The organism is Marinisporobacter balticus, assembly GCF_004345705.1.
Taxonomy (GTDB): domain Bacteria; phylum Bacillota; class Clostridia; order Peptostreptococcales; family Thermotaleaceae; genus Marinisporobacter; species Marinisporobacter balticus.
Genome location: NZ_SLWV01000009.1, coordinates 51547 through 76600 on the forward strand (window position 1 = coordinate 51547; position 25054 = coordinate 76600).

At 33.2% G+C, this 25054-nt stretch carries 17 protein-coding genes and 2 riboswitches; of the genes, 5 read left to right on the forward strand and 12 right to left on the reverse strand.

Going from position 1 to position 25054, the window contains the following annotated elements:
- Positions 1-12 precede the first annotated feature (12 nt).
- Positions 13-2139: a DNA helicase RecQ gene (recQ, locus tag EV214_RS08290; protein WP_132244625.1), complete on the reverse strand. Its 2127-nt coding sequence runs from the start codon at positions 2137-2139 to the stop codon at positions 13-15.
- Between the two features lie 324 nt (positions 2140-2463).
- On the opposite strand from recQ, the gene EV214_RS08295 reads away from it, so the two are divergent.
- A complete protein-coding gene (locus EV214_RS08295) occupies positions 2464-4242 on the forward strand; it encodes an aminopeptidase P family protein (protein WP_132244627.1) in 1779 nt (592 codons plus the stop codon).
- Between the two features lie 82 nt (positions 4243-4324).
- Here EV214_RS08295 and lipA read toward each other — a convergent pair whose 3' ends face one another.
- The 9 genes from lipA to cuyB form a co-directional block, all read right to left on the reverse strand.
- Positions 4325-5188, reverse strand: coding sequence for a lipoyl synthase (gene lipA, locus EV214_RS08300; protein ID WP_207669658.1), 864 nt, complete (start codon positions 5186-5188; stop codon positions 4325-4327).
- Positions 5189-5245: 57 nt separating this feature from the next.
- Complete coding sequence (gene lipB / locus EV214_RS08305; protein ID WP_132244629.1) at positions 5246-5926, reverse strand: lipoyl(octanoyl) transferase LipB; 681 nt, start codon at positions 5924-5926, stop codon at positions 5246-5248.
- 43 nt (positions 5927-5969) lie between these two features.
- Positions 5970-7406 carry a dihydrolipoyl dehydrogenase gene (gene lpdA / locus EV214_RS08310; RefSeq protein WP_243116600.1) on the reverse strand — a complete coding sequence of 479 codons (1437 nt, stop codon included), beginning with the start codon at positions 7404-7406 and terminating at the stop codon, positions 5970-5972.
- Positions 7372-7467, reverse strand: coding sequence for a hypothetical protein (locus tag EV214_RS19665; protein ID WP_243116601.1), 96 nt, complete (start codon positions 7465-7467; stop codon positions 7372-7374). The genes lpdA and EV214_RS19665 overlap by 35 nt, the downstream gene beginning before the upstream one ends.
- A 130-nt stretch (positions 7468-7597) precedes the next feature.
- Positions 7598-9052 (reverse strand): aminomethyl-transferring glycine dehydrogenase subunit GcvPB, encoded by a 1455-nt coding sequence (gene gcvPB / locus EV214_RS08320; protein ID WP_132244631.1) that lies wholly within the window; start codon positions 9050-9052, stop codon positions 7598-7600.
- A complete protein-coding gene (gene gcvPA / locus EV214_RS08325; RefSeq protein WP_132244633.1) occupies positions 9052-10392 on the reverse strand; it encodes an aminomethyl-transferring glycine dehydrogenase subunit GcvPA in 1341 nt (446 codons plus the stop codon). Before gcvPA ends, gcvPB begins: the two co-directional genes overlap by 1 nt.
- Before the next feature lie 33 nt (positions 10393-10425).
- Entirely contained in the window at positions 10426-10812 is a 387-nt protein-coding gene (gene gcvH, locus EV214_RS08330; RefSeq protein ID WP_132244635.1) for a glycine cleavage system protein GcvH, read from the reverse strand.
- Between the two features lie 101 nt (positions 10813-10913).
- The gene (gcvT, locus tag EV214_RS08335) at positions 10914-12020 is read right to left on the reverse strand and encodes a glycine cleavage system aminomethyltransferase GcvT (protein ID WP_132244637.1); all 1107 of its coding nucleotides are present in this window, start codon (positions 12018-12020) and stop codon (positions 10914-10916) included.
- A 145-nt stretch (positions 12021-12165) separates the two neighbouring features.
- Positions 12166-12243, reverse strand: a riboswitch (glycine riboswitch).
- Positions 12244-12246: 3 nt separating this feature from the next.
- Positions 12247-12350: riboswitch (glycine riboswitch) on the reverse strand.
- 118 nt (positions 12351-12468) lie between these two features.
- On the reverse strand, positions 12469-13176 hold the full coding sequence (gene cuyB, locus EV214_RS08340; protein WP_132244639.1) for a cysteate racemase: 708 nt from the start codon (positions 13174-13176) through the stop codon (positions 12469-12471).
- Positions 13177-13351: 175 nt separating this feature from the next.
- On the opposite strand from cuyB, the gene EV214_RS08345 reads away from it, so the two are divergent.
- The 3 genes from EV214_RS08345 to iadA all read left to right on the forward strand — a co-directional run bounded on the left by EV214_RS08345 (position 13352) and on the right by iadA (position 18185).
- Positions 13352-15349 (forward strand): sigma-54 interaction domain-containing protein, encoded by a 1998-nt coding sequence (locus EV214_RS08345; RefSeq protein WP_132244641.1) that lies wholly within the window; start codon positions 13352-13354, stop codon positions 15347-15349.
- 241 nt (positions 15350-15590) lie between these two features.
- On the forward strand, positions 15591-16988 hold the full coding sequence (nhaC, locus tag EV214_RS08350) for a Na+/H+ antiporter NhaC (protein ID WP_330571280.1): 1398 nt from the start codon (positions 15591-15593) through the stop codon (positions 16986-16988).
- A gap of 54 nt (positions 16989-17042) precedes the next feature.
- Complete coding sequence (iadA, locus tag EV214_RS08355) at positions 17043-18185, forward strand: beta-aspartyl-peptidase (protein ID WP_132244643.1); 1143 nt, start codon at positions 17043-17045, stop codon at positions 18183-18185.
- Between the two features lie 139 nt (positions 18186-18324).
- Here the strand turns inward: iadA and EV214_RS08360 are convergent, their stop codons facing one another.
- Together EV214_RS08360 and EV214_RS08370 are read right to left on the reverse strand one after the other, a co-directional pair.
- Positions 18325-19641 (reverse strand): aspartate kinase, encoded by a 1317-nt coding sequence (locus EV214_RS08360; protein WP_132244645.1) that lies wholly within the window; start codon positions 19639-19641, stop codon positions 18325-18327.
- 522 nt (positions 19642-20163) lie between these two features.
- On the reverse strand, positions 20164-23934 hold the full coding sequence (locus tag EV214_RS08370) for a phosphoribosylformylglycinamidine synthase (RefSeq protein ID WP_132244649.1): 3771 nt from the start codon (positions 23932-23934) through the stop codon (positions 20164-20166).
- Between the two features lie 228 nt (positions 23935-24162).
- Between EV214_RS08370 and EV214_RS08375 the strand changes: the two genes are divergently transcribed.
- On the forward strand, positions 24163-25050 hold the full coding sequence (locus EV214_RS08375; protein WP_132244651.1) for a LysR family transcriptional regulator: 888 nt from the start codon (positions 24163-24165) through the stop codon (positions 25048-25050).
- Positions 25051-25054 lie beyond the last annotated feature (4 nt).

The window sequence follows — 25054 nt, forward strand, 5'->3', positions numbered from 1 at the left end:
TGAAAAATTCATCTATATAGATATTTTATGTTTACACAAAACCGCTCTAATCGCCAGATAGTTCACTGCATCAGGCAATGCTTCTTTTATAGGTTTTAATTTTTCTGCACCTATTTTTTCTATGGTCTCTATAATTAGAGATTCATATTCATTTGGAATGAAATTATCCAAATCTACATCTAACCCTTCAGATACACAGCGAATGATATGATTTTGAATGGTTATCTCTGTCATCTCTCGATGCATAGCAATTTCTTTTAAGGAATTCCCTTCTTTGTACATATTAAAAGTAATCATATGACTAGGTATTTTCTCTTCTTTTGGATCTTTTTCAATTTCTATATGTTCTATTTTTCTATTCTTTATCCCATTTTCTTCTACATATTCTTTAATAGCATTTAAAAATTCATCCCCATATCTTTTAAGCTTTTCTTCCCCCACCCCTTTAATTTTAAGCATCTCTCGTTGATCTATTGGATAAAATTCACTCATTTCACGTAAGGTACTATCTGCAAAGATAATATAAGGTGGTACTTTCTCTCTTGTTGAAATATTTTTTCGAAGCTCTCTAAGCTTTTCAAACAAAGAATTGTCTACAGATACTTTTTCTTTCCTTTTTTGTATCTTTTGTAAAACTTTTTCTTTATTTTTCAGTACCCCTACCGCTTTCTTTCCTAGCTTTACGATAGGATACTGACCTTCTGTAAGATCAAGATATCCTTCTGCAATCAATATGTTCATAATATCTTTTATTTCTTTTTCTGTATATTGTTTCATAATCCCATAGGTAGATAATTGGTCAAAGTTAAGACTTAGCACCTTCTTATTTTTAGAACCTCTTAAAACCATTGCTACAAGGGAAGTACCAAACCGTTCTTTCATGCGGTAAATACAAGAAAAAATCTTTTGTGCCTCTATTGTAATGTCTGTAAGTTCACTATCATCTTTGCAATTACTGCAATTATCACATATATCTCCTACATTTTCTTCTCCAAAATATTCTAGTATGTATTTTCTTAAGCATTTTGTTGTGTGACAATAATCAACCATCGCTTGCAACTTTTTATATTCATTCTTTTCTCTCTCTACAGATACATCACCTTGTTCTATAAAAAATTTTTGCAAAATAACGTCCTGTGCTGAGAAAAGTAGCATGCATTCACTCTTCTCCCCATCTCTTCCTGCACGCCCTGCTTCTTGATAATAAGCTTCCATATTTTTAGGTATATTATGATGAATCACATATCGTACATTTGATTTATCGATCCCCATACCAAAGGCATTTGTTGCGATCATGATGTTTATATCATCATATAAAAAAGCCTCTTGACTTTCCTTCCTCTCAATAGGGTTTAAGCCTGCATGATATTTTCCTACAGCGTATCCTCTTTTATATAAATTTTCATAAATCGCTTCTACTTCTTTTCTCGTTGCTGCATAAACAATCCCAACTTCTTCCTTATTCTCCCTAATATAATCCATTACAAAATCTTTTTTATTTGCACCCCTTATGACAGTGAAAGATAAATTTTCACGATCAAATCCAGTCATATACACATTTGTATTTTCAAGAGATAAAAGCTTTATCGCATCCTCTTTAACTTCTTTCGTTGCAGTTGCAGTAAATCCTGCTACAATCGGTCTATTAGATATTTTTTTAATCAATGGTGCAATAGCGCCATAGCTTGGTCTAAAATCATGTCCCCATTGAGATACACAGTGCGCTTCATCCACTGCTATCAAAGATATATTCAGCGTGTTTAATAATTGACAAAAACCTTCTGATTCTAATCTTTCAGGTGCAACATACAGGAGCTTGTATGCACCGTTTTTAGCATGATCAATCCGTTTTTTCACTTCTATTGATGTTAATGCACTGTTAATGTATGTTGCGGGTATCCCTACACTTTTTAACCCATCTACTTGATCCTTCATAAGTGAAATCAAAGGAGAAATAACCAATGTTAATCCTTCTAATAAAAGCGCTGGTATTTGAAAACAAATCGATTTCCCTGCCCCAGTAGGCATAATCGCAAATGTATCTTTTCCTTGTAGGATACTCTCAATAATATTTTTCTGTCCGCTTCTAAAGTGCTCATAGCCATAGTACTTTTTTAATATTTTTTTTGCCTCTAACATTCATTTCCCTCCTGATGTGATGATTAAAAATAATTTTATATCTCATAAATTGATCGTTCTATTTTTTTCTAATATTCCTATTCCCATTCCTCTATAGTAGCTATTATATCTAAATCTGTGCTATCCATCAATTATATATACTATAAATTCATCTTTTGCTCTAACAGTGCATAGATCCGCTAGAAAAAACAATTTTATTTAACTGTATAATCTATACATTAAATACAAAAAAATACAATAATCCTACTTTTGCTCTATACAATAACATTTGGCTGTTATATAATTATAAAATACGGATATATAAACTAGGAGGTGGTCACCTATATGAATATTAAAGAAAAAATCAATTCACTAAGACAGTGGATGTGTTCGAAAAATATTGATGCCTACATCATACCTAGCTTTGATGCCCATCAAAGTGAATATGTAGCTGAGCATTGGAAGTCAAGAACTTTTATATCTGGCTTTACAGGTTCTGCTGGAACAGTAGTTGTTACAAAAGATAAGGCAGGTTTATGGACAGATGGAAGATATTTTATACAAGCTGAAAAACAGCTTGAAGGTTCTGGTATTAAATTATTTAAGATGATGCAACCTAATGTACCTACGTATGTAGATTGGATCTATGCTTTGCTAAATCCTGGTGGGACAGTAGGCTTTGATGGAAAAGTATTTCCAACTTCAACTGTTAAATCTATGGAGAAAAAATATGCTAGAAAGAATATCCGCATAAACGCTGAATATGATTTAATTGATTTCATTTGGGATGATCGACCTGCATCCCCATTGGATACGATTTTTACACACCCTATAAAATATGCAGGTAAATCAAGAACTGAAAAAATTGACCAAGTTAGAGCCCATATGCAGAAAAAAGATGTAACCCATTATTTACTAGGGAGCCTAGATGATATTGCTTGGCTTTTTAATATCCGAGGAAATGATATACATTGTAGTCCTGTAGCCATTTCCTATGCTTTAATTTCACAAAATGAAGCAAATCTTTTTATAGATCACAGAAAAGTTCCTAAAGATATTAGGCAAGAGTTAGAAGATGCTGACATTATTATCAAAGAATATAATGAAATAGAAAATTGTTTGAAAAACTTAAAGAATACGGATCGTGTTTTATTAGATCCAGATAAAATAAATATATGGTTATATCATGCAATCCCTAATGCCTGTGAGAAAATTGAGCAATTAAATATTACTACTTCATTAAAAGCTGTTAAAAATCCTATAGAAATAGAGAATATAAAAAATTGTCATATCCGAGATGGTGTTTATATGGTAAAATTACTCCATTGGTTAGATCAGAATCTCGGAAAAGAAAAAATCACCGAAATAACTGTAGATGAAAAGCTTACTGCAATCAAAGCACAAGATGATCAATTTGTTGGGCTTAGCTTTGATACTATAGCAGGCTATAAAGACCACGCTGCGATGATGCACTATAAAGCAACCCCAGAGATTACTTACGAACTTGAAAAAGAGGGGTTTTTACTTTTAGATGCAGGCTCTCAGTATTTTGATGGGACAACAGATATTACAAGAACCATTGCTTTAGGAACTTTAAGCGAAGAAGAAAAAATTGATTTCACCTTAGTTTTAAAAGGTCATATTGCTTTAACGATATCGAATTTCTTATACGGCAGTACAGGTGAGCGAATGGACATATTGGCAAGAATGCCATTATGGGAACATGGTATAGATTATAAATGTGGAACAGGTCATGGTGTAGGGTTTTTCTTAAATGTACATGAAGGTCCTCATAGCATAAGCCCTCGTGTAAATACTACAATACTTGAAAAAGGAATGATTGTAACCAATGAGCCTGGCGTATATAAACAAGGAAAACATGGCATTCGAACAGAAAATATCCTATTAATAACAGAAGATAGCAAGACTGATTCTGGACAATTCATGAAATTTGAAACCATCTCTTTCTGTCCAATTGACCTCGAGGGAATCATTCCTGAGATGCTTATAGAAAAAGAAAGAGATTGGTTAAATACTTACCATAAGAACGTTTATGAAAAACTTTCTCCCTATTTAAATGAAGAAGAAAAAGCTTGGCTAAAACAAGAAACAAGAGCAATCTAAAAAAATCGACCCCATAGATATAAAAATCTATGGGGTTTAATATCTATAAATTTTTTTACAGGTTGGAAGCATAAAATTACTATCAATTTTTTTGACTACGCATAGCCTCAGCAGCATGATAAGAACTTCTTACAAAAGGTCCTGAAGTAACAAATTTAAAGCCTATCTTACGTGCCTCTTTCTTATATTTTTCAAAAGTCTCTGGTGGTATATACGCTACAACAGGATAATGTTTTATACTAGGCGTTAAGTACTGTCCAATCGTTAGAAAGTCACATCCTATATCTCTCAAATCTTCTAGAACCTTCATGACTTCTTCTTCCTTCTCTCCAAGTCCAACCATAATTCCCGACTTTGTAAATATATGTTTATTCATTTTCTTTACATTCTTTAATACTTCTAAAGAACGTGCATATACTGCCATAGAACGTACCTGTGGGTACAATCTAGAAACGGTTTCAATATTATGATTAATAATCTCAGGCTTTGCTTCTATCACTTTATTTAATGCGGCCTCATCCCCTTGAAAATCTGGAATCAAAACCTCAACAACAATCCTGTCATCTCGTGATTTTATGGCTTTAATCACATTGGCAAAATGCCCCGCTCCGCCATCTGGCAGATCATCCCTTGTTACTGAAGTAATGACAACGTGTTTTAATCCAAGTTCTAACGCTGCATTTGCAACATTTTCAGGTTCATTCAAATCAACGTCTTGTAGTTTCCCATGTGAAACATTACAAAATTTACAATTACGAGAGCATTCACTCCCTAAAATCATAAAAGTTGCTGTTTTTTTACTAAAACACTCCATTCTATTTGGACAATTTGCTTCTTCACATACAGTATTTAAATCATACTTATTCAGTAAATCTTTTATATAGTCTAAACTACGTCCTTCACTTAAGTTTATTCTAAGCCATTCTGGTTTCCTTTGTATCACCATATATAATCCCTCCCGCCCCTTGGTTTATCCATACATTCCCATTTATGTCGTTTTGAATCATTTCTCGCTGACTAATTTATTTAAATGTATTTCTTCATAGTTTTCATAATTGAAAGTTTCACAAAAATAATCTAATACTAATTTATTTGCATGTTTAAAATCAATCGCTCTTCCAACAATATTTTGAACAGAGGTAACACCCCTATCAGATATACCACAAGGTATGATCCACTTAAAGTGATCCAAATTTGTATTCACATTAAAAGCAAACCCATGCATTGTAACGCCTCTTTTCACTGCTAAACCTATGGCAACAATCTTTTTATCATCTACCCATACCCCTGTATGTTCTGCATCTCTTCCTGCTATGATATTGTATTCTTCCTTTAAAATATTAATAAACACTTCCTCAAGATTACTGACAAAATTTCTTATACCTATACGAGAATTTTTCAAATCAAATATAGGATATCCAACAATTTGTCCATCTCCATGATAAGTAACATCTCCACCTCTATTAATTTGGAATAATTTTGTTCCTTTATCCTTTAAAAATTCTTCACTTCCTAGAATATGTGCCTTTTCCGCGCGTCTTCCTAATGTGATAACAGATGGATGTTCCACTAAAATCAACGTATCTCCGATCTCTTGATTCTGTCTCTTTTTTAAAAAATCATACTGAATTTCTAAAGCTTTTTCATATTCACATCTTCCAAGAAATAGAATATTTATTTTCATTGCACCAGCTCCTTTTACACTTAAAGAGTCCTCCAAAATAAACCTATCTTTTGGAAGGAATCATATGAATAGCTTCCTCTTTCAATCCTAAAATAGCTTCCGCAAAAGCTTCAGATAATGTTGGATGCGCATGAATTGTATGTGCAATATCATCAATTTTCATTTTCGAACTAATTGCCAAAGCACCTTCGTGTATCAGGTCCGATGCATGAGGACCCATAATGTGTACACCAATTATTTCATCTTTTTCATTGGCTATAACTTTTACCATCCCTTCAGATTCTCCTAGGGCAAGCGCCTTTCCATTTCCTCCAAATAAAAACTTGCTGGTTTTATATTTTATCCCTTTATCTTTTGCTTCTTCTTCTTTGATTCCTACACTTGAAATTTCAGGAAAAGTGAATGCACAATCAGGAATCACTTCATGATTCATTTTACTTTCTATTCCCATTATATTTTCAGCTGCTGTTATACCATGATGTGATGCAACATGAGCTAGCATATTCTTACCAATTACATCCCCAATAGCATAAATTCCATTGATATTTGTTTCAAGCTGCTCATTTACTTTTATTCCTTTTTTGTCAAAATTGATTCCGACACCTTCAAGATTTATGCCTTCTATATTCGGTTTTCTTCCACTTGATAATAATACCTGCTCACTTTCTACTCTTATTTCTCCCTTTTTCGTATCTGCATAAACAACAAATTTATTATTTTCCTTTTTAATTTTTTTTCCTTGTACACCTCTATGAATAGTAATCCCCTTCTTTTTTAGTGATGTAGCAAGTCTTTTTGTCAAATCTGCTTCCATTCTTTTTAGGATATTCGGTGAACGAGATAAAACTGTTACCTCTGATCCTAAAGCATTAAAAATCGTAGCAAATTCTATTCCTATAACCCCTCCACCAATTACAGTAAGGCTCTTTGGTATTTCTGTAAAATCTAATATCTTTTTACTTGTAAGCAATTCATCTAAATCTGCTCCAGGTATAGCGGGAATGGATACTTTAGAACCTGTTGCAATGATAATATTTTTTCCTTTAATATCTATTTGTCCACCATCATTTAAATTTACTAAAATCGTATTCTTATTCTTTAATACACCTACGCCATAAACAACTTCCACTTTATTTGCTTCCATCAATTTAGATATCCCATCAACAAGTTGTTTTACAATATTTTGTTTTCTTTCTTGAATCTTTGGAACATCAATATGATAGTTTTCAATATGAATACCATATTCATCTATATTTTTTAAGGTATTCAATATTTCTGCATTTCTATATAACACTTTAGTTGGAATACATCCCCAGTTAAGACAAGTTCCACCAAGTTCTTCTTTTTCTACAAGTGTAACCTTTGCTCCTAGTTGAGCGCCTCTAATCGCTGCATAATACCCTCCTGGACCCCCACCTAATACAATAATACCGCTCTCCATTTTTTCACCTTCCTTTAAAATCATATCTTTCTTTTTCATAACTGATTCTTTCTAATACTTTCTTATCGTCTATATGTTTAGGTAGCGGAAGCTGTACCAAAATACCATAAATTTTATCACCACTATTTTTTCTGATACTATAAAATATTCATTTAAGCAAACCTACAAAACGAGGTCTTATTGATTCCAACAAATAGATTATTCGTTGGAATCAATAGCTTATATACCCTCTATTTTTCCCATTTTACAATGAGATTTCTTGCTGCTCTCGCTTCATCTATTCTCTTAACAGGTGTATTATGTGGTGCGCTCTTTAAAATCTGTGGATCTTCCTTTGCCTCTTTTGCAATTTTTATCATCGTTTCGATAAATCCATCAATGGTTTCAAGACTTTCCGTTTCTGTTGGTTCAATCATCAATGCTTCATTCACAATTAATGGGAAATAAATAGTTGGTGGATGATATCCATAGTCTAGTAACCTCTTTGCTACATCAAGGGTCGAAACTTCTAAAAGCACTCCCCCTACCCCCCCTAAAACAAATTCATGCTTGCATACTTGATTAATTGGCAAATAATAATGTTCCTTCAATTTATTCATCATATAATTTGCATTTAAAACTGCTATTTCACTTACTTCTTTAATGCCTTCTGATCCCATTGTAAGAATATAAGCATATGCACGAAGCATAATTCCATAATTTCCATAAAATCCTTTAATCTTTCCGATTGTATCCGGTCGATCATAGTTTAATAGATACTGATCCTCTTTTTTATCAATTACCGGCACAGGCAAAAACTTAACAAGATGCTCTTTCACGCCTATTGGCCCACTTCCTGGTCCGCCTCCACCATGTGGTGTAGAAAAAGTCTTGTGTAAATTATAGTGCATTACATCAAAGCCCATATCTCCAGGTCTTACTTTTCCCATGATCGCATTCATATTTGCCCCATCATAATATAAAAGTCCACCTGCTTCATGTACAAGATCTGCAATCCACTTTATATTTTTCTCAAAAAGCCCTAGCGTACTTGGATTGGTTAACATTAAACCTGCAATTTCGTCATTCAACACAGCTTTTAATGCATCTATATCTACTGCACCATTTTTATCAGATTGAATTTCAACAATTTCAAATCCTGCAACAGCAGCAGTTGCTGGATTTGTGCCATGCGCAGAATCAGGTACAATAATTTTCTTTCTTTTTACATCTCCGCGGCTTTCATGATAAGCTTTTATAATCATAAGCCCTGTAAGTTCTCCATGTGCCCCCGCAGCAGGTTGCAATGTTGTTTTATCCATCCCCGATATTTCTGATAACATATTTCCTAAATTGTACATCATTTCAAGCGCACCTTGTACCGTTTCTTCGGGTTGATAAGGATGTATATCAGTAAGTCCCTTAATAGATGCCACATCTTCATTAATTTTTGGATTATATTTCATTGTACAAGATCCTAAAGGATAAAATCCTGTGTCAACACCATAATTTAAATTAGATAAATTGGTGTAATGTCTAATCACATCTACTTCACTTACCTCAGGTAATTCCACTTCATGCACTCTTAAAAACGCATTAGGAATAAATTCACTCATTTCTCCATTACATAAGTCACAGTTTGGAAGAGAATATGCTGTTCTTCCTTCTTTACAAATTTCAAAGATCAATTGATCATATGCCTTCACTATATCACCTCCAAAACGCTTGAAAGCTTATCTATTTCATTCTTTGTTCTTTTTTCTGTTACAGCAAACATGATTCCATTCTCAAGTTCAGGATAATCCTTTCCAAGTTCATACCCACCAAATATTCCATTTTTTAACAGATTCTTATTAACATTTTCACTGTCCATATCACTTGTTACTACAAATTCTTTAAAAAATGGTTGATTGAATAAGGGTTTAAATTTACCACTCTTTGTAATTTCATTGCATGCATAATGGGACTTTTGAACACACCGCTGCGCTACTTCTTTAAGTCCTTTTTTACCCATTGTTGTTAAATAAATCGTTGCCATTAACGCATTTAATCCTTGATTTGAGCAAATATTTGAAGTCGCTTTAAATCTTCTAATATGTTGTTCTCTTGCCTGTAATGTCAATACAAACGCTCTTTTTCTATCTACATCAACCGATTGCCCAACAATTCTTCCGGGCATTTTTCTTGCTAATTTTGATTTCGTTGCCATAAATCCTAAATAGGGGCCTCCAAAATTCAACCCATTTCCTAATGATTGCCCTTCCCCTACAACAATGTCTGCTCCTAATTCTCCTGGGGCTTTTAATATGCCTAAGGAAATTGGATCTACATATGTAATAAGCATTCCTTTATTTTCATGGGTTATTTTTTCTACTTCTGTTAAGTCTTCTATGATGCCAAAAAAATTAGGGTTTTGCACAATTACGCCTGCTGTATTTTTTTCAACCACAGATTTTAATTTTTCAATATCTGTTACACCATCGGCCATATCTACTTCAATCACTTCAATATCTCTGAATTTCATATAAGTATGCATTACTTTTCTAACCTCTGGATGGACTGTTTTTGATACGACAACAGATTTTCGTCTTGTATTTGCACAAGCCATCATTCCTGCTTCCACACAAGCAGTTGGTCCATCATACATGGAGGCATTCGCTACATCCATCCCTGTAAGATTCGAAATCATGGTTTGGTATTCAAATATAACACGAAGTGTTCCTTGGCTAATTTCTGGCTGGTACGGTGTATAAGCTGTAAAAAACTCTGATCGACTAGCAATATGCTTAATGATCGCAGGAATATAATGATCATAGGCCCCTGCGCCTAAAAAAGAAACCCCTTCATTCATACTTTTATTCTTATTTGCAAGTGCATGCATATGTTTTGTAAGATCGGTTTCTGATAAAGCTGTCCCTAAGTTTAACGCTCTATTTAAACGCAGTTCTTTCGGTACATCTTCAAATAAGTCCTCTATGGACTTGGCACCCATACTATCAAGCATTAATTTTTTATCCACTTCTGTATTTGGTATATATCTGTGCATATTTTCCCTCCTTACTTTACAAATTTATTTTTATTAATGACTTTCACTTTTGCAAAATGCTTCATATCCTTTATCATCCATTAAATGATCAAGTTCAGATCTATCCGATAACGCAACTGCTAAAATCCAGCTTTCATAAGGCTTTTCATTAAGCAGTTGTGGCGCATCTTCTAATTCTTCATTGATTTCTATAACCTTCCCAGAAACAGGCATATACGAATCAGAAGCAGCTTTAACAGATTCTACAACACCAAAAACATCCGCTACATTTAATTCATCATCAACTTCTGGCACTTCTACATAAACGATTTCTCCTAAAGCATGTTGCGCATACTCCGTAATACCAATATAAGCCTTATCTCCCTCTACTTTTACCCACTCATGATCCTTTGAATAATATAATCCTTGTATAATTTTCATTACAACTTCCTCCTTTTTTTATAAATATATATTATATTTTGTTAATTGATCCATTCGCTTCTATTTACCCTTGTATAGAAAATTCATTCCACCACAATCCATTATTTTTTATAATTTTTAGTATAAAACTTCTTGCTAATTACTTTTGCCTTTGCAACTTTTTTTCTAACTTGTATCTCAATGGTTGTATCTAATTTTGCATATGCTATATCTACCATTGCCAACCCGATGTTTTTCTTTACGGTTGGCGCTGCATAACCAGTGGTTACAAAACCGATTTTCTTGCCATCTGCCATCACATCATATCCATGTCTTGGAATTCCTTTATCGATCATTTCAAATCCAACTACTTTTCTCTTTAATCCTTCTGAGTTTTGTTTAGCCAATGCTTCTTTCCCAATGAAATTGGGTTTATCCAGTTTTACAAAGAAACCTAATCCTGCTTCGAGTGGTGTAATTTCTTCAGAAAGTTCATTTCCGTATAGAGGTAGTGACGCTTCAAATCTCAAAGTATCTCTCGCCCCTAGTCCTGCTGGCTTTAATCCTTCTTCTTTACCAGCTTCCATCAATGCACCCCATATTTTTTTTGCATCTTCATGGAATAAGTAAATTTCAAAGCCATCTTCTCCTGTATATCCTGTTCTTGATACTAAACAATTTGCGCCCGCTACCGCTACATCTCTTTTACAATAAAAGAATTTAATTTCTGAAAGATCTGTATCCGTTAACTTTTGTAATATTTTTTGTGCATTTGGACCTTGAATCGCCATTTCAGATACATAGTCAGAAATATTGTTTAGTTTCACATCAAAATTCCCAACGTTTTCTTCCATCCATTTAAAATCCTTTTTCACATTACTTGCATTGATTACAAGATAAAAATGGTCCTTGTTAAACTTATATACCAGTAAATCATCTACAACCCCGCCATGAGGATAGCACATAAAAGTGTATAGTATCTGGCCATCTTCTAGTACTGAAACATCGTTTGTGACCAAATTTTGTACAAAATCAAATGATTGACTCCCTATAGCCTCTACTTCTCCCATATGCGATACGTCAAATAATCCTGCAAAATTTCTTACAGCCTCATGCTCTGCCGTGATCCCTTCATACTGCACAGGTAATGCCCATCCTGAAAAGTCAATGATTTTCCCCCCATGATGTTCATGTCGCTCAAACAAAGATGTTTTTCTAATTTCATTCATCACGCATCCTCCTTTACATTTTTAGTACTATTGCTTATCATGGTTAAAAACATAAACAATATGATTATTTTCCTTTGCGTCCTCTTTTTTATAAAATAAAACAGAGGAATATAATAGCACAATAAACACCTATGCCAATATATTCCTCTGTTCCATAACCTGAGAGTTTCTACATGAAACCATGTATTTCTCCTTCGGTGCCGATTATTCGGACTCTTCAGAGTTCCATCCAATAGCGATCCTTTTTGCCTGAAAGTTTCTATAAAAAGTTAGCGCTTTTTATATTGCTCCTTCGGCTATCTTCACAAAGATATCTCTCGCTATCCTCATCTGGTACAATATTTTATTTATATCTCATATTACAAATTGATTTATCACTATAGTATTATAATTTTCTAAATATTGCAACAATAGATAATTTTTTAACATGTTTTATTAAAAAATTATCTTATTTATTGTTCACCTTTTTCCCTACAAATTGAATAGCACTGTATGCAAGTACTTTTGTAGGGTCTACACATGCAAACTCCTTATCCATTTCAAATATTTCAAATGCTACAGGCAGTTCTGTACATCCTAGTATAAAAATGTCCACCTCATCTTCTTTTAATTCCTTCAAAACATTTTTAAAATTTGTAAGATCCATATCCATTTTACCTTTTTTGATATTATAAATAAGCTCCATAATATATTTCTTATTACCCTCTTTTGGTTTTACTAAAGGTAAATCATATTTTTCAAAGATTTTATCATATATTAAAGATTGATACGTTCCCTCTGTTGCCAAAAGCCCGATCTTTTTGACATTTGGATATTTACTTTTAATTTCTTTTGCCGTTTCTTCAATCATATGAAGAAACGGTACATCCACATATTTTATAATTTTTTCATAAAAATAATGGGCTGTATTACAAGGCATAATAATCACATCTGCCCCCATCTTTTCTAACCCAATCGCAGATTTTATTAAATGCATTGTTGGATCTTCTCCATTATTAATAATATGCTCTGTTCTATCAGGAATTTCTGTATTATTATCTATTAATATAGGAATGTGCTCATTATCACTATTTGCATCTGTTAGTAGCACAATCTTTTTGAACAAATCAGCTGTTGCAAGAGGTCCCATTCCTCCAAGTATACCAATTTTTTTCATCTCCATCCCCCCTATACTTTTGTTTTATAGTAATCTATTTTCAAATAATTTTCCAGTGCTAATTTTTATAAACCATGCTTCATGGTGCATAAATAATATTTATTTCTTCACCGATGAAGCTTCAACTTACATATGCTATAATTTTATATAAAATAAGGTTTTATGGAGGCTTTTTATGAAAAAATTACTTATTGTGAGTATCGGTCAAATTACAGGAAATGCTATTGCCAAACAGCTTATTGATTTAATCGGAGATTTTATTATTATTGAACCCATACAGTCAACAGAAATAGAATCACACCCCATCGATTGTGACCTTATTTTATTTACAAGTGATCTTGTTCAATTATCTTCTATACAAAAAATCAAAAAAGATATGGATTATATAATCGCCAAAAGAGTTATTAATCATAAAAATATTGAACAACTCATCTCTTTAGCCTATGGAACAGAAGTATTACTTGTAAACGATGCTAAAAATTCTACTTTTGAAGCTATTCGGCAGCTTGAAGAAATTGGACTTGATGATATAAAATATTATCCAGTCTATCCTGGATGTGAAAATCATCCTAAACTCACTACTGCAATAACACCAGGTGAGTCCCATTTAGTTCCCCATTCTGTTGAAGAAATCATTGATATAAAAACCAGAATACTAGATATAAGCACTATATATGAAATTATATTAAGGCTTAAATTAAGTAAATTTGTTAACGAAAGCTTGACCACAAGATATATAAAAGATATCGTTGAAATTTCTAAATCTATTGATATTAACAGAAAAGCAATCAAACAATCTGAAAAATTGTTAGAAACCATTCTAAATAATGTAGAATCAGGGGTTGTTTATATCAATGCACTCGGAAAAATCATAAGAATTAACAAACAGTTTGAAAACATGTTAAATAAACATAAAAAAGATCTATTCATGCAATCGATCCATACATTTTTTCCAAATCTAGATCTTTCTATCTCCGATACGACTTCGATCATTACAACGATCGGCAGACAAGAGGTATTAGTAAAAGTAGATCCTATTATCTTTGAAGACCATTTAGGCTATGTTATTACAGTAGAATATACTGAAAAAATATCCAAATTAGATCATTCCATAAGAAGAAATTATGTAAGTAAATTTATAAACAAACACTATACCTTTCATGACTACATTACAGTAAACCATCAAGTCGAAAAATTATTAGAAAGAGCCGAAAAATTTTCTAAAACAGATGCAACCATTCTAATCCAAGGGGAAAATGGAACGGGTAAAGAAATCATCGCCCAAAGTATCCATATGAATTCCTATAGAAAAAAAAATGTGTTTATCCCTGTAAATATTGCAGCTATCACACCCAATTTATTAGAAAGTGAATTATTTGGCTATGAAGAAGGTGCTTTTACAGGCGCTCGAAAGGGCGGGAAAGCCGGTCTTTTTGAAATCGCCAACGATGGCACTTTATTTATAGATGAAATTGGAGATGCCCCTCTAGATTTTCAAGTAAAATTATTGAGAGTTCTACAAGAAAAAAGAATAAGAAGAATTTGCGCAGCAGAAGAAATTCCTATCAATGTACGCGTCATCACTGCTACAAATAAAAATTTAATATCTCTTATAGATAAAGAAGCATTCAGAGAAGATTTGTTCTTCAGACTCAATATATTGCCATTAAAAACAATTCCATTGAGGAGCAGACAAGAAGATATCCCTCATCTCTTGAAACATTTTATAGAAATCTATTTTAGCAAAGAAAAAATCAAACCCCTTGATGATCTATTCGAACAAGATACGCTTGCGTTTTTAAAAAGTTACAGATGGCGAGGAAATGTAAGAGAACTTATCAATCTTGTAGAATATCTCACTTTTGTATATGAAGAAAAAAAAATAACCCTTTCCGATTTACCTTATTATTTGCTTGAGAGTGTGCATCAAGATGAAAAGATCTATTTGAATCGTCATGAATTATGGGTTCTTGATAACATATATAAAAACGAAGGCATCGGCAGAAGTAAACTGAAAACTTTAGCAGATAAACAACTCTTCTCTTTAGGTGAGGGAAAAATCAGAAGCATCCTAGCAAGTTTTAATCAAAAAGAATTGATTGAAATAGGCACAAAAAAAAGAGGCTGTTGTATCACAAAAAAAGGCATCCACCTTTTAGAAAAACTAAAATAAATGCATAAGATACGGTTAAATCCATCCACTATATGGATAAAAAAAACCCGAATAAAGACTTTTATTTTTTATGATTATTTTTTTGATCATTTATCTATATTACGAAAATGCACGAAGCTTCTGAAAAATGTATCTTTTGCATATAATTTTTCAAAGTATTCATGCATTTTTTATATGCATACAATTCTGGCATGAAAATTGCTAAATATATTACCAAATAGAAAAAGGGGGACTTATAAACATGAAAGAAACAAACAGAAAAAAGCCTACATTGGTTCAGGCACTCATTCCTATTATTTTCATGATTCTAGCATTAGCAATCGGTTATGGGCATTTTCAATTTAGAACAGAGCCATTATTAATCCTATCTGCTTTTGTTGCTGGAACCATTGCGATGCAGCTAGGTTATACTTGGAAAGACATGCAAGAAGCAATTGTCGAGAAAATTGCACAAGCCCTTCCTGCAACACTTATTTTATGGAGTGTTGGGTTCTTAATAGGTTCTTGGATGTTCAGTGGAACCGTGCCGATGATTATTTACTACGGTGTTCAGATCGTAAACCCTAAATTTTTACTTGTAACCGCTTTTATAATCACAGCTGTCGTATCTACGGTTACAGGAACTTCTTGGGGGTCAGCTGGAACAATCGGGGTTGCCCTTATGGGGATTGCAGGAGGACTTGGTGTTTCATTACCAGCTACAGCAGGTGCCATCGTTGCGGGTGCATATTTTGGAGATAAGATCTCTCCTTTATCAGATACTACCAATCTTGCGCCTATCGCTGCTGGAAGTGAACTATATGAGCATATTAAACACATGCTATATACGACGATTCCTGCTACAATCGTTTCTTTAATTGTCTATTTTATTGTAGGGCTAAAAGCATCTGGACATATGAATACACCTGAAACAGTAGGTATCATGCTTAAGCAATTAGATACTATGTTTAACTGGAATATCCTATTAATTTTACCTGTTTTTCTTATCATTACAGGTTCCCTTAGGAAGTGGCCAACAATCCCTACTATGCTTGGAACAAGTCTTTTTTCTGTAGCTTTAGGTGTATTTATTCAAGGATTTACTTTCAAAGATGGTTTCACTTCCCTTGTAAATGGTTTCAATGTCACTATGACAGGATTTGAAGGAGAATCTATTTTTGAGGTAACAAAACTGATCAATCGTGGGGGTGTTGTTTCTGTTACTGGCACTACCGTTCTTATTTTCTGTGCTATGGGTTTTGCTGGTATTGTTAGTAAATCTGGCATGCTCGATATGGTTCTTCAAGCAATCATGCATCATGTAAAATCAACCGCTGGTATTATTCTTTCTACCATTGCTTCATGTTTTACCGTAGCTTTTGTTACAGGAAGTTCTTATTTATCCATATTACTTCCTGGAGAATTATTTAAAGACGTTTTTATTCAAAAAAATCTTCATCCTAAAAATCTTTCAAGAACATTAGAAGATTCAGTAACAGTTTTAGTTCCCCTCGTGCCATGGTCAGCAGCAGGAGCATATATGGCCGCTACTTTAGGTGTTCCAACTTTAGAATACCTTCCTTGGGCAATACTTAACTTATATGGGGATCATGTTTGCTATTATCCTTGCAATAACAGGTATAGGTATTGCACCTCTTGATCCTAATAAAAAGAAGTAAAAGTTATAAAACTAAACCAAAAGGGGTAGAGGCAAATGCTATTAATAAAAAATATTGAAATTTATGCGCCAAAGTTTCTAGGCAAAAAAGATGTATTAATCGGTGGCAGAAAGATATTATTAGTAGAAGATAAACTGCATCTTGATCATAAAAAAGTACAAGTAATTGATGGAAAAGGGAAAAAAATGGTTCCTGGATTTATTGATCAACATGTGCATATTACAGGTGGCGGTGGAGAAGGTAGCTTCAAAACAAGAGTTCCTGAAATTACGCTTTCTAAGCTTACAAAAGCAGGGATTACTACCGTGGTAGGTCTTTTAGGTACAGATTCTACTACAAGATCTGTAGAGAATGTTTTAGCAAAAGCTAAAGCTTTAAAAGAAGAAGGAATTTCAGCTTATATTCATACAGGTTCTTATGAATACCCTACAAAAACACTTACTGATTCTATCAAAAAAGATATTGTTTTTATTGATGAAATCATCGGCGCAAAAATAGCCCTTTCAGATCATCGTTCTTCAAATATTAATGAGGATGAACTGGCTAGGTTAGCCTCTGATGTTCGGGTTGCAGGAATGATGTCAGGAAAAGCTGGTATATTGGTAGTGCATATGGGAAATGGTGATAAAGGATTAAAACCAATCATGAACGTAGTTGAAAATACAGAAGTTCCCATAAAAATCATCAGACCTACCCATGTGAACAGACGTGAAAACTTACTCATAGAAAGCTTTGACTTTGCAAAAAAAGGTGGTATCATTGATTTAACCTGTGGTATCTATGACAAATTGGCTCCAGGAAAAGTAATTTTAAGAGCAAAAGAAAAAAATGTACCCATTGAAAATATTACCATGAGTTCTGATGGATATGGTAGTTGGTCAAACTATGATGATTACGGAAATCTTATTGAAATTGGTGCTTCACAGGTTGATAGCCTATTCTATGAATTTAAGAAAATGGTTGATACATTAGACTATAACATTGAAGAAGCTCTTATGTACCTTACATCAAATGTTGCAAAGGCATTAAATCTTTATCCTAAAAAGGGATGTATACAAGAAAGATCTGATGCAGACTTGCTAATTCTTGATAAAAATCTAGATATTGATACGGTTATTGCAAATGGGCGTATCATGATTCAAAAAAAAGAAATCTTTGTAAAAGGAACTTATGAATAATAAAAAGGTTTCAAACAATTCTCTTTGAAATTTTTATTGTTCAAACTTCTGTAATAAAGAAGCGACCAACCTTGGTCGCTTCTTTTTAATGTTTCACATCAACTTCCACTTTAACTTTAAATAGTCAGTAAACATCATATTATTTTACAAAACCATTATAAATAGCCTGTACCGCTTTCTCAAAATCATTTGTTTCAACACCTATAATAATATTGATTTCACTTGATCCTTGATCAATCATTCGGATATTAATGTTATTCTCTGCTAGTGAAGAAAATAATTTTGCTGCGACACCACGAGTATAAGCCATTCCATGCCCGACAGTAGCAATAAGTGCCATATTGGGATATATTTCTATTACATCTGGGTCACATTGCTCTTTGATTTCTTTCAAAATTTTATTTCCTTTATTTCCTAAATTTGAGTCAGATATAACAATAGATATTGTATCAATCCCAGATGGAACATGCTCTACAGAAACGTTATTTGCTTCTACAATCGAAAGTATTTTTCTGATAAAACCTACTTCTCCATTCATACGATTTTTTTGAATCCCAATAACGGTAAAATCTTTCCGCCCTGCTACACCTGTTATTGTATTGATACTCCTATTGGATTCATTATTACTTACAATAATTGTTCCTGGATTATCAGGTTCATTTGTATTTCTTACATTAATAGGAATTTCTGCTTCTCGAACAGGAAAAACAGCTTCTTCATGTAAAACTGTTGCACCCATATAAGAAAGTTCTCTAAGTTCTTGATAAGTAATTTTCTCAATTTGTTTTGGATTATCAACAATACGTGGATCTGCCATTAAAAAACCTGATACATCTGTCCAATTTTCATAAATTTCAGCTTCTACTGCTTGCGCCACAATAGAACCCGTAATATCAGAACCTCCTCGTGAAAAAGTTTTGATCTCTCCATTTGGCATGCCTCCATAAAATCCTGGAATCACTGCATATTTATGTTGTTTTAATTTTTCACGGATAACTTCTTGTGTTCTTTGTGTATCTAGCTCACCATATTCGTCAAATAAAATCATTTCTTTAGGATCTACAAAATCATAATTTAGTAAATTTGCTAAAACAAGTCCGTTCAAATACTCTCCTCGACTTGCAGTGTAATCAGCAGATGCACCTTGAGTAATTTTTTCTTTAATCTCATCAAAATAAGGATTTAGATCAATCGATAGATTCAGTTCATCAATAATTCCTACATAACGATCAGTAATCATGCTAAACATTTGATCAAAAGGAACAGCATGCTGTACATGGGCATGACAAAGATAGAGTAAGTCTGTAATTTTATAATCTCCACCATATCTTTTTCCTGGAGCTGATGGAACAATATATCTACGATGGTTGTCTGCTAATACAATATCTCTTACTTTTTGAAATTGTTTGGCATCAGCTACCGAAGAACCTCCAAACTTTGCTACTTTTATGTTCATTTTTATAATTCCTCCTTAATATAAAGTTTATTGAATAAATATTAATATTATAAACTTAAGATTCTCAAAAGTCAATGTAATACAGGGGTTTTTCCAGGGCAATCGCTCCCACGCTAATACTTAAATTACATTAATTACCTTCTTGAGATATTCTACATCTATTGCACATTCATACATTTTACCTGAAATACCTCTTTTATATCTTTGCGAATATTTCTAAAAATCCTAACAATATATATGGCGGCTTTTTTGAAAAAACACCTCTTTAGCTACAATGCAACTAAAATTTAAAATAAGTTTCGCTTCTAAAACTGAATGAAAATATACGGTTTTCTAAAAAATTATTAATAGTACCATGATAGGGTAGCTCTTCTAATTCATCATATCCCAATACTTTTACAATATTATCAATACATTCGTTTCTATTAAATTCTGTTGTCATTTTATTCATGTTTTTTATACCATCTACATTTTTCATTATTATAGTAAATAACAAAAAACCGAGGTTTCCCTCGGTTCATCTTATCTAAAATAATTCACACCAGCTTCAAATAGCGTCTGATCTTTATTTCCCAAAACATTTACCGCTATATTTTTACCCATTCTTTCTGTATGACCCATTTTCCCAAATATTCTTCCATCAGGGCTTGTGATTCCTTCGACTGCTTGGAATGAGCCATTTGAATTGTAGGCACTATTGTAAGTTGGGTTACCCTCAAGGTCTACATATTGAGTTGCAATCTGCCCATTTTGAATCATTATTTCCAGTTCCTTTTCATTTGCAATAAATCTTCCTTCTCCGTGAGATACAGCAACTGTATGAATATCTCCAACACGAGCATTACTTAACCAAGGTGATTGATTTGAAACAATTTTTGTTCTCGCCAAACCTGAAATATGTCTACCTATCTTATTAAATGTAAGAGTTGGCGAACTAGCATCCATTTCTCTGATTTCTCCATAAGGCACAAGTCCTAGCTTAATAAGCGCTTGGAATCCATTACATATTCCGATCATTAATCCATCCCTTTGTTTTAACATGTTCATAACAGCTTCTTCTATTCTTGGATTTCTAAAAACTGCTGCAATAAATTTCCCTGAACCATCAGGCTCATCCCCTGCACTAAATCCACCAGGAATAGCAATAATCTGTGAATTGTTTATACTTTGAACCATTGCTTCTATAGACTCTTCGATATCCGATGAAACTAAGTTTTTAAAAACTAGCATCTCTGCCACACCACCAGCTTTTTCGAAAACCTTGGCTGTATCATATTCACAGTTATTCCCGGGAAATACAGGGATCAATATTCTTGGCTTTGCAATTTTTATAGTTCCTTTACTTTTAACCCCTTGTTCAAAACAAATTTTCTTAGGTGTTCCTTCCATATCCTCTTTACTTGGGAATACCTTCTCAAGTGGTTCTTCCCATTCTCTCATGGCATAATCCATATCTATTTCTAATCCATTTATAAGGATTGTATTTCTTTCTTGCGTATGGCCTAACACTGTATATTCTATATCTTTTAGTAATTCTTCTATATTTTCTTGCACATCTATTTCTAAGAGCATCGAACCATATTCCGCTAAAAATAATGTTTGAGGATCTATTTCTTTTTCAAATACCATACCTATTTTATTTCCAAAGCTCATCTTACTAATGGAAGCTGCAATACCTCCAATTCCAATAGATTTTGCTGATAACACTTTATTATTTTGAATCAAAGTAGTGATTTTACTAAAGTTTTTATCTAAATGATTAAAATCAGGTAATTCATTTTCATCACGGTTTAATTTTACAAGAACAATGTTGCTAGCAATTTCTTTAAACTCTGGTGAAATGACCTTTTCTACATTTACTGTATCTACTGCAAAAGCTACCAAAGTAGGTGGTACATTTATATCTTTAAAAGTACCTGACATACTATCTTTTCCACCAATTGCAGGAATGTTTAATTTCTTTTGTGCATAGTGCGCTCCTAAAAGGGCACTAAATGGTTTCCCCCATTTTGTAGGATTATCTCCTAGTTTTTCAAAATATTCTTGAAGTGTTAATCGAATATTTTTGTGGTTTCCACCCGTTGCTACAACCTTTGTAACGGCTTCAACAACTGCATATAATGCCCCATGGAAAGGACTCCATTTTCCGATTTTTGGATTATATCCATAAGTCATAACTGTACCTGTTTTTGTATCCCCTTTAAGTAGTGGAATCTTTGCTACCATCCCTTCAGCAGGTGTCATTTGGTATTTGCCACCAAGAGGCATCAGGACTGTCGCTGCACCTATTGTACTATCAAATCTTTCGATTAAACCTTTTTGACTCGCTACATTTAAATCTTTTAGATTTGCAATCCATGCTTTCTTTAAATCATTTATTTCCAATCCTTCTGGTAACTTTTCAAAATAATTTTCCGAGTTCTTTGGTGCTGCTACATAAATATTTGTCTTTTGTTGTACGCCATTTGTATCTAAAAAATCACGACTTAAATCTAAAATTGTTTTCCCGCGCCATTTCATTTTTAATCGCCCATCATCTGTCACATTTGCAACGACAGTCGCTTCTAGATTTTCTTCATGCGCAAACTTTATAAAGTCTGCTACATTTTCCTGATCTACTACTACTGCCATACGCTCTTGTGATTCTGATATGGCAAGCTCTGTCCCATCTAAACCTTCATATTTTTTAGGCACTTGATCTAAATCTATTTCTAAGCTATCTGTTAATTCTCCTATTGCTACAGAAACGCCTCCTGCACCAAAATCATTGCATCTTTTAATCAGCTTACTTACAGATGGATTTCTAAATAATCTTTGGATTTTTCTTTCTGTAGGTGGATTTCCCTTTTGTACCTCAGCGCCACATGTAAAAATGGATTCTTCTGTATGCTCTTTGGAAGAACCTGTTGCGCCTCCACAACCATCACGTCCTGTTCTTCCTCCTACGAGAATCACCACATCCCCTTTTTCGGGTTTCTTTCTTACTACATTTTCTTTTGGTGCGGCAGCAATCACTGCGCCAATTTCCATTCTTTTTGCTACAAAATCTTCATCATAAACTTCTGCTACTTGTCCTGTAGCAAGACCGATTTGATTTCCATAAGAACTATATCCTGCTGCTGCGTCTGTAGTGATCTTTCTTTGAGGTAATTTCCCTGGAAGGGTCTCTCTCATACTTGCTCTTGGGTCCGCACTACCTGTAACACGCATCGCTTGATAAACATAGCTTCTTCCTGACAATGGATCACGGATTGCGCCACCTAAGCATGTGGCAGCACCCCCAAAAGGCTCGATCTCTGTTGGATGATTGTGTGTTTCATTTTTAAACATAACAAGCCATTCTTCCATTTTTCCATCTACATCCACATTTACTATAATACTACATGCATTAATTTCATCAGATACATCTAAATCATTTAATTTTCCTTGCTTTCTAAGCTCCTTCATGCTTATTGTCGCAATATCCATCAAAGTCATATCTTTTTTCTTATTTTCATAAACATAGGCTCTTGATGCTAAATATTCATTGTATGCTTCTTCAATAATTTCACTAAATGAACCCTTTTCAATCTTTACCTCTTCAATCTTTGTTGAAAAAGTCGTATGGCGACAATGATCTGACCAATAGGTGTCAATCACTTTAAGTTCTGTAATGGTTGGATCTCTCTTTTCTGTATCTCTAAAATATTTTTGACAAAACTTTAAATCTTCAAAACTCATGGCAAAGCCCATCGCTTCTTTAAATTTTAGAAGTTCATCTTCTGTCTTTGTCATAAAGCCTTCTATAACAGCTACATCATCTGGAATTTCTGCTTCCATTTCCAAAGTATTTGGCTTTTCTAAAGGTACTTGTTGCGAATCTACAGGATTGATGCAATAATCTTTTATAGCTGAAAATATATCCTCTGTAATTTCTCCTTCTAAAACAATAATTTTTCCTGTTATAATCGTTGGTTTTTCCTTTTGGGTAAATAATTGTACACACTGCTCTGCTGAATCTGCTCTTTGATCGTATTGTCCTGGAAGATACGCCATAGCAAATACACGATCCGAATCACTATATTCAAAATTTTCATCATATACATCGTCTACATTTGGCTCAGAAAAGATCGTACCCTTCGTTTTTATATATTCTTCATTGGATATACCTGAAATATCATAGCGATGAAGGATCCTTACGCCTTTTAATTCCTTTATCCCTAAATTTTCTACCAATTTCGTATATAAATGCTTCGCTTCCACATCAAACCCCTGCTTCTTTTCCACAAATATTCTTCTAACCTCTTTTGTCATTTTATTCCCCACCTTTATCTCTAATTTTTTCAAACCCTTATATATTAAATTTTATATTTCATCATATAGTCCTGCTACCTTAAAAATTAATTTATAATGCATTATTCGAGCACCTTGAGGGTATTGAAGGATCCTCATAAATTAATGTCTTTACAATTTAATTTTAACATAATACAATTAATAAATATAATTAATACTATTAATATTAACTATTAGGGGTGCTTATAATTGGAGATCAATTTTGAATTATACAAGGTATTTTATTTTGTCGGAAAATATTTAAGCTTTTCTCAAGCTGCCAATAATTTATATATTTCCCAATCTGCTGTCAGTCAATCCATCAAACTATTAGAAGAAAAGTTAAATAGTAAACTTTTCTTTCGCCATACAAAGGAAGTAAAATTCACCGTAGAAGGAGAACTATTATTTAAACATATTGAACAAGCATTTAACTTCATAAAATCTGGCGAGAGAAGTGTTGGTGAGATTCATTCCTTAAAAAAAGGCGAAGTAAGAATTGGCGCAAGTGACACGATTTGCAAATATTATCTTCTTCCTTTTTTAAAGAAATTTCATGAAATTTATCCAGATATAAAAATTCATATCATCAATAGACCTTCTCCTGTGTGTGCAGAGCTGTTAAAAAAGGGAAGTGTTGATATGAGTGTCATTAATCTTCCACATAAAATAGTTTATAAAAATATGCATTTCAAAGAAATCAAAAAAATTCAAGATGTTTTTATTGCTGGGAGCTCTTTTAAAAATCTTAAAGGTAAAGTACTTTCTCTAAAAGAACTCGAAAACTATCCTTTATTGTTGCTTGAAAAAAATTCAACGACCAGAAATTTTTTTGATGCTTTTATCAAGAAACATAATGTAGCCATTACGCCAGAATTTGAATTAGGCAGTATTGATTTGTTAGTCGAGTTAACAAAGATTGGACTCGGCATTTCATATGTTATGCTTGATGCCATTAAAGATACACTCGAAAAAGAAAAATTTTTCATCTTAAATATAAAAGAAAAACCCCCTCAAAGAAGTATAGGGGTTCTTCATAATACGAATATTCCAATTCCTATTGCTACACAGAAATTTATTGATCTTTTATATGATTAAAAAC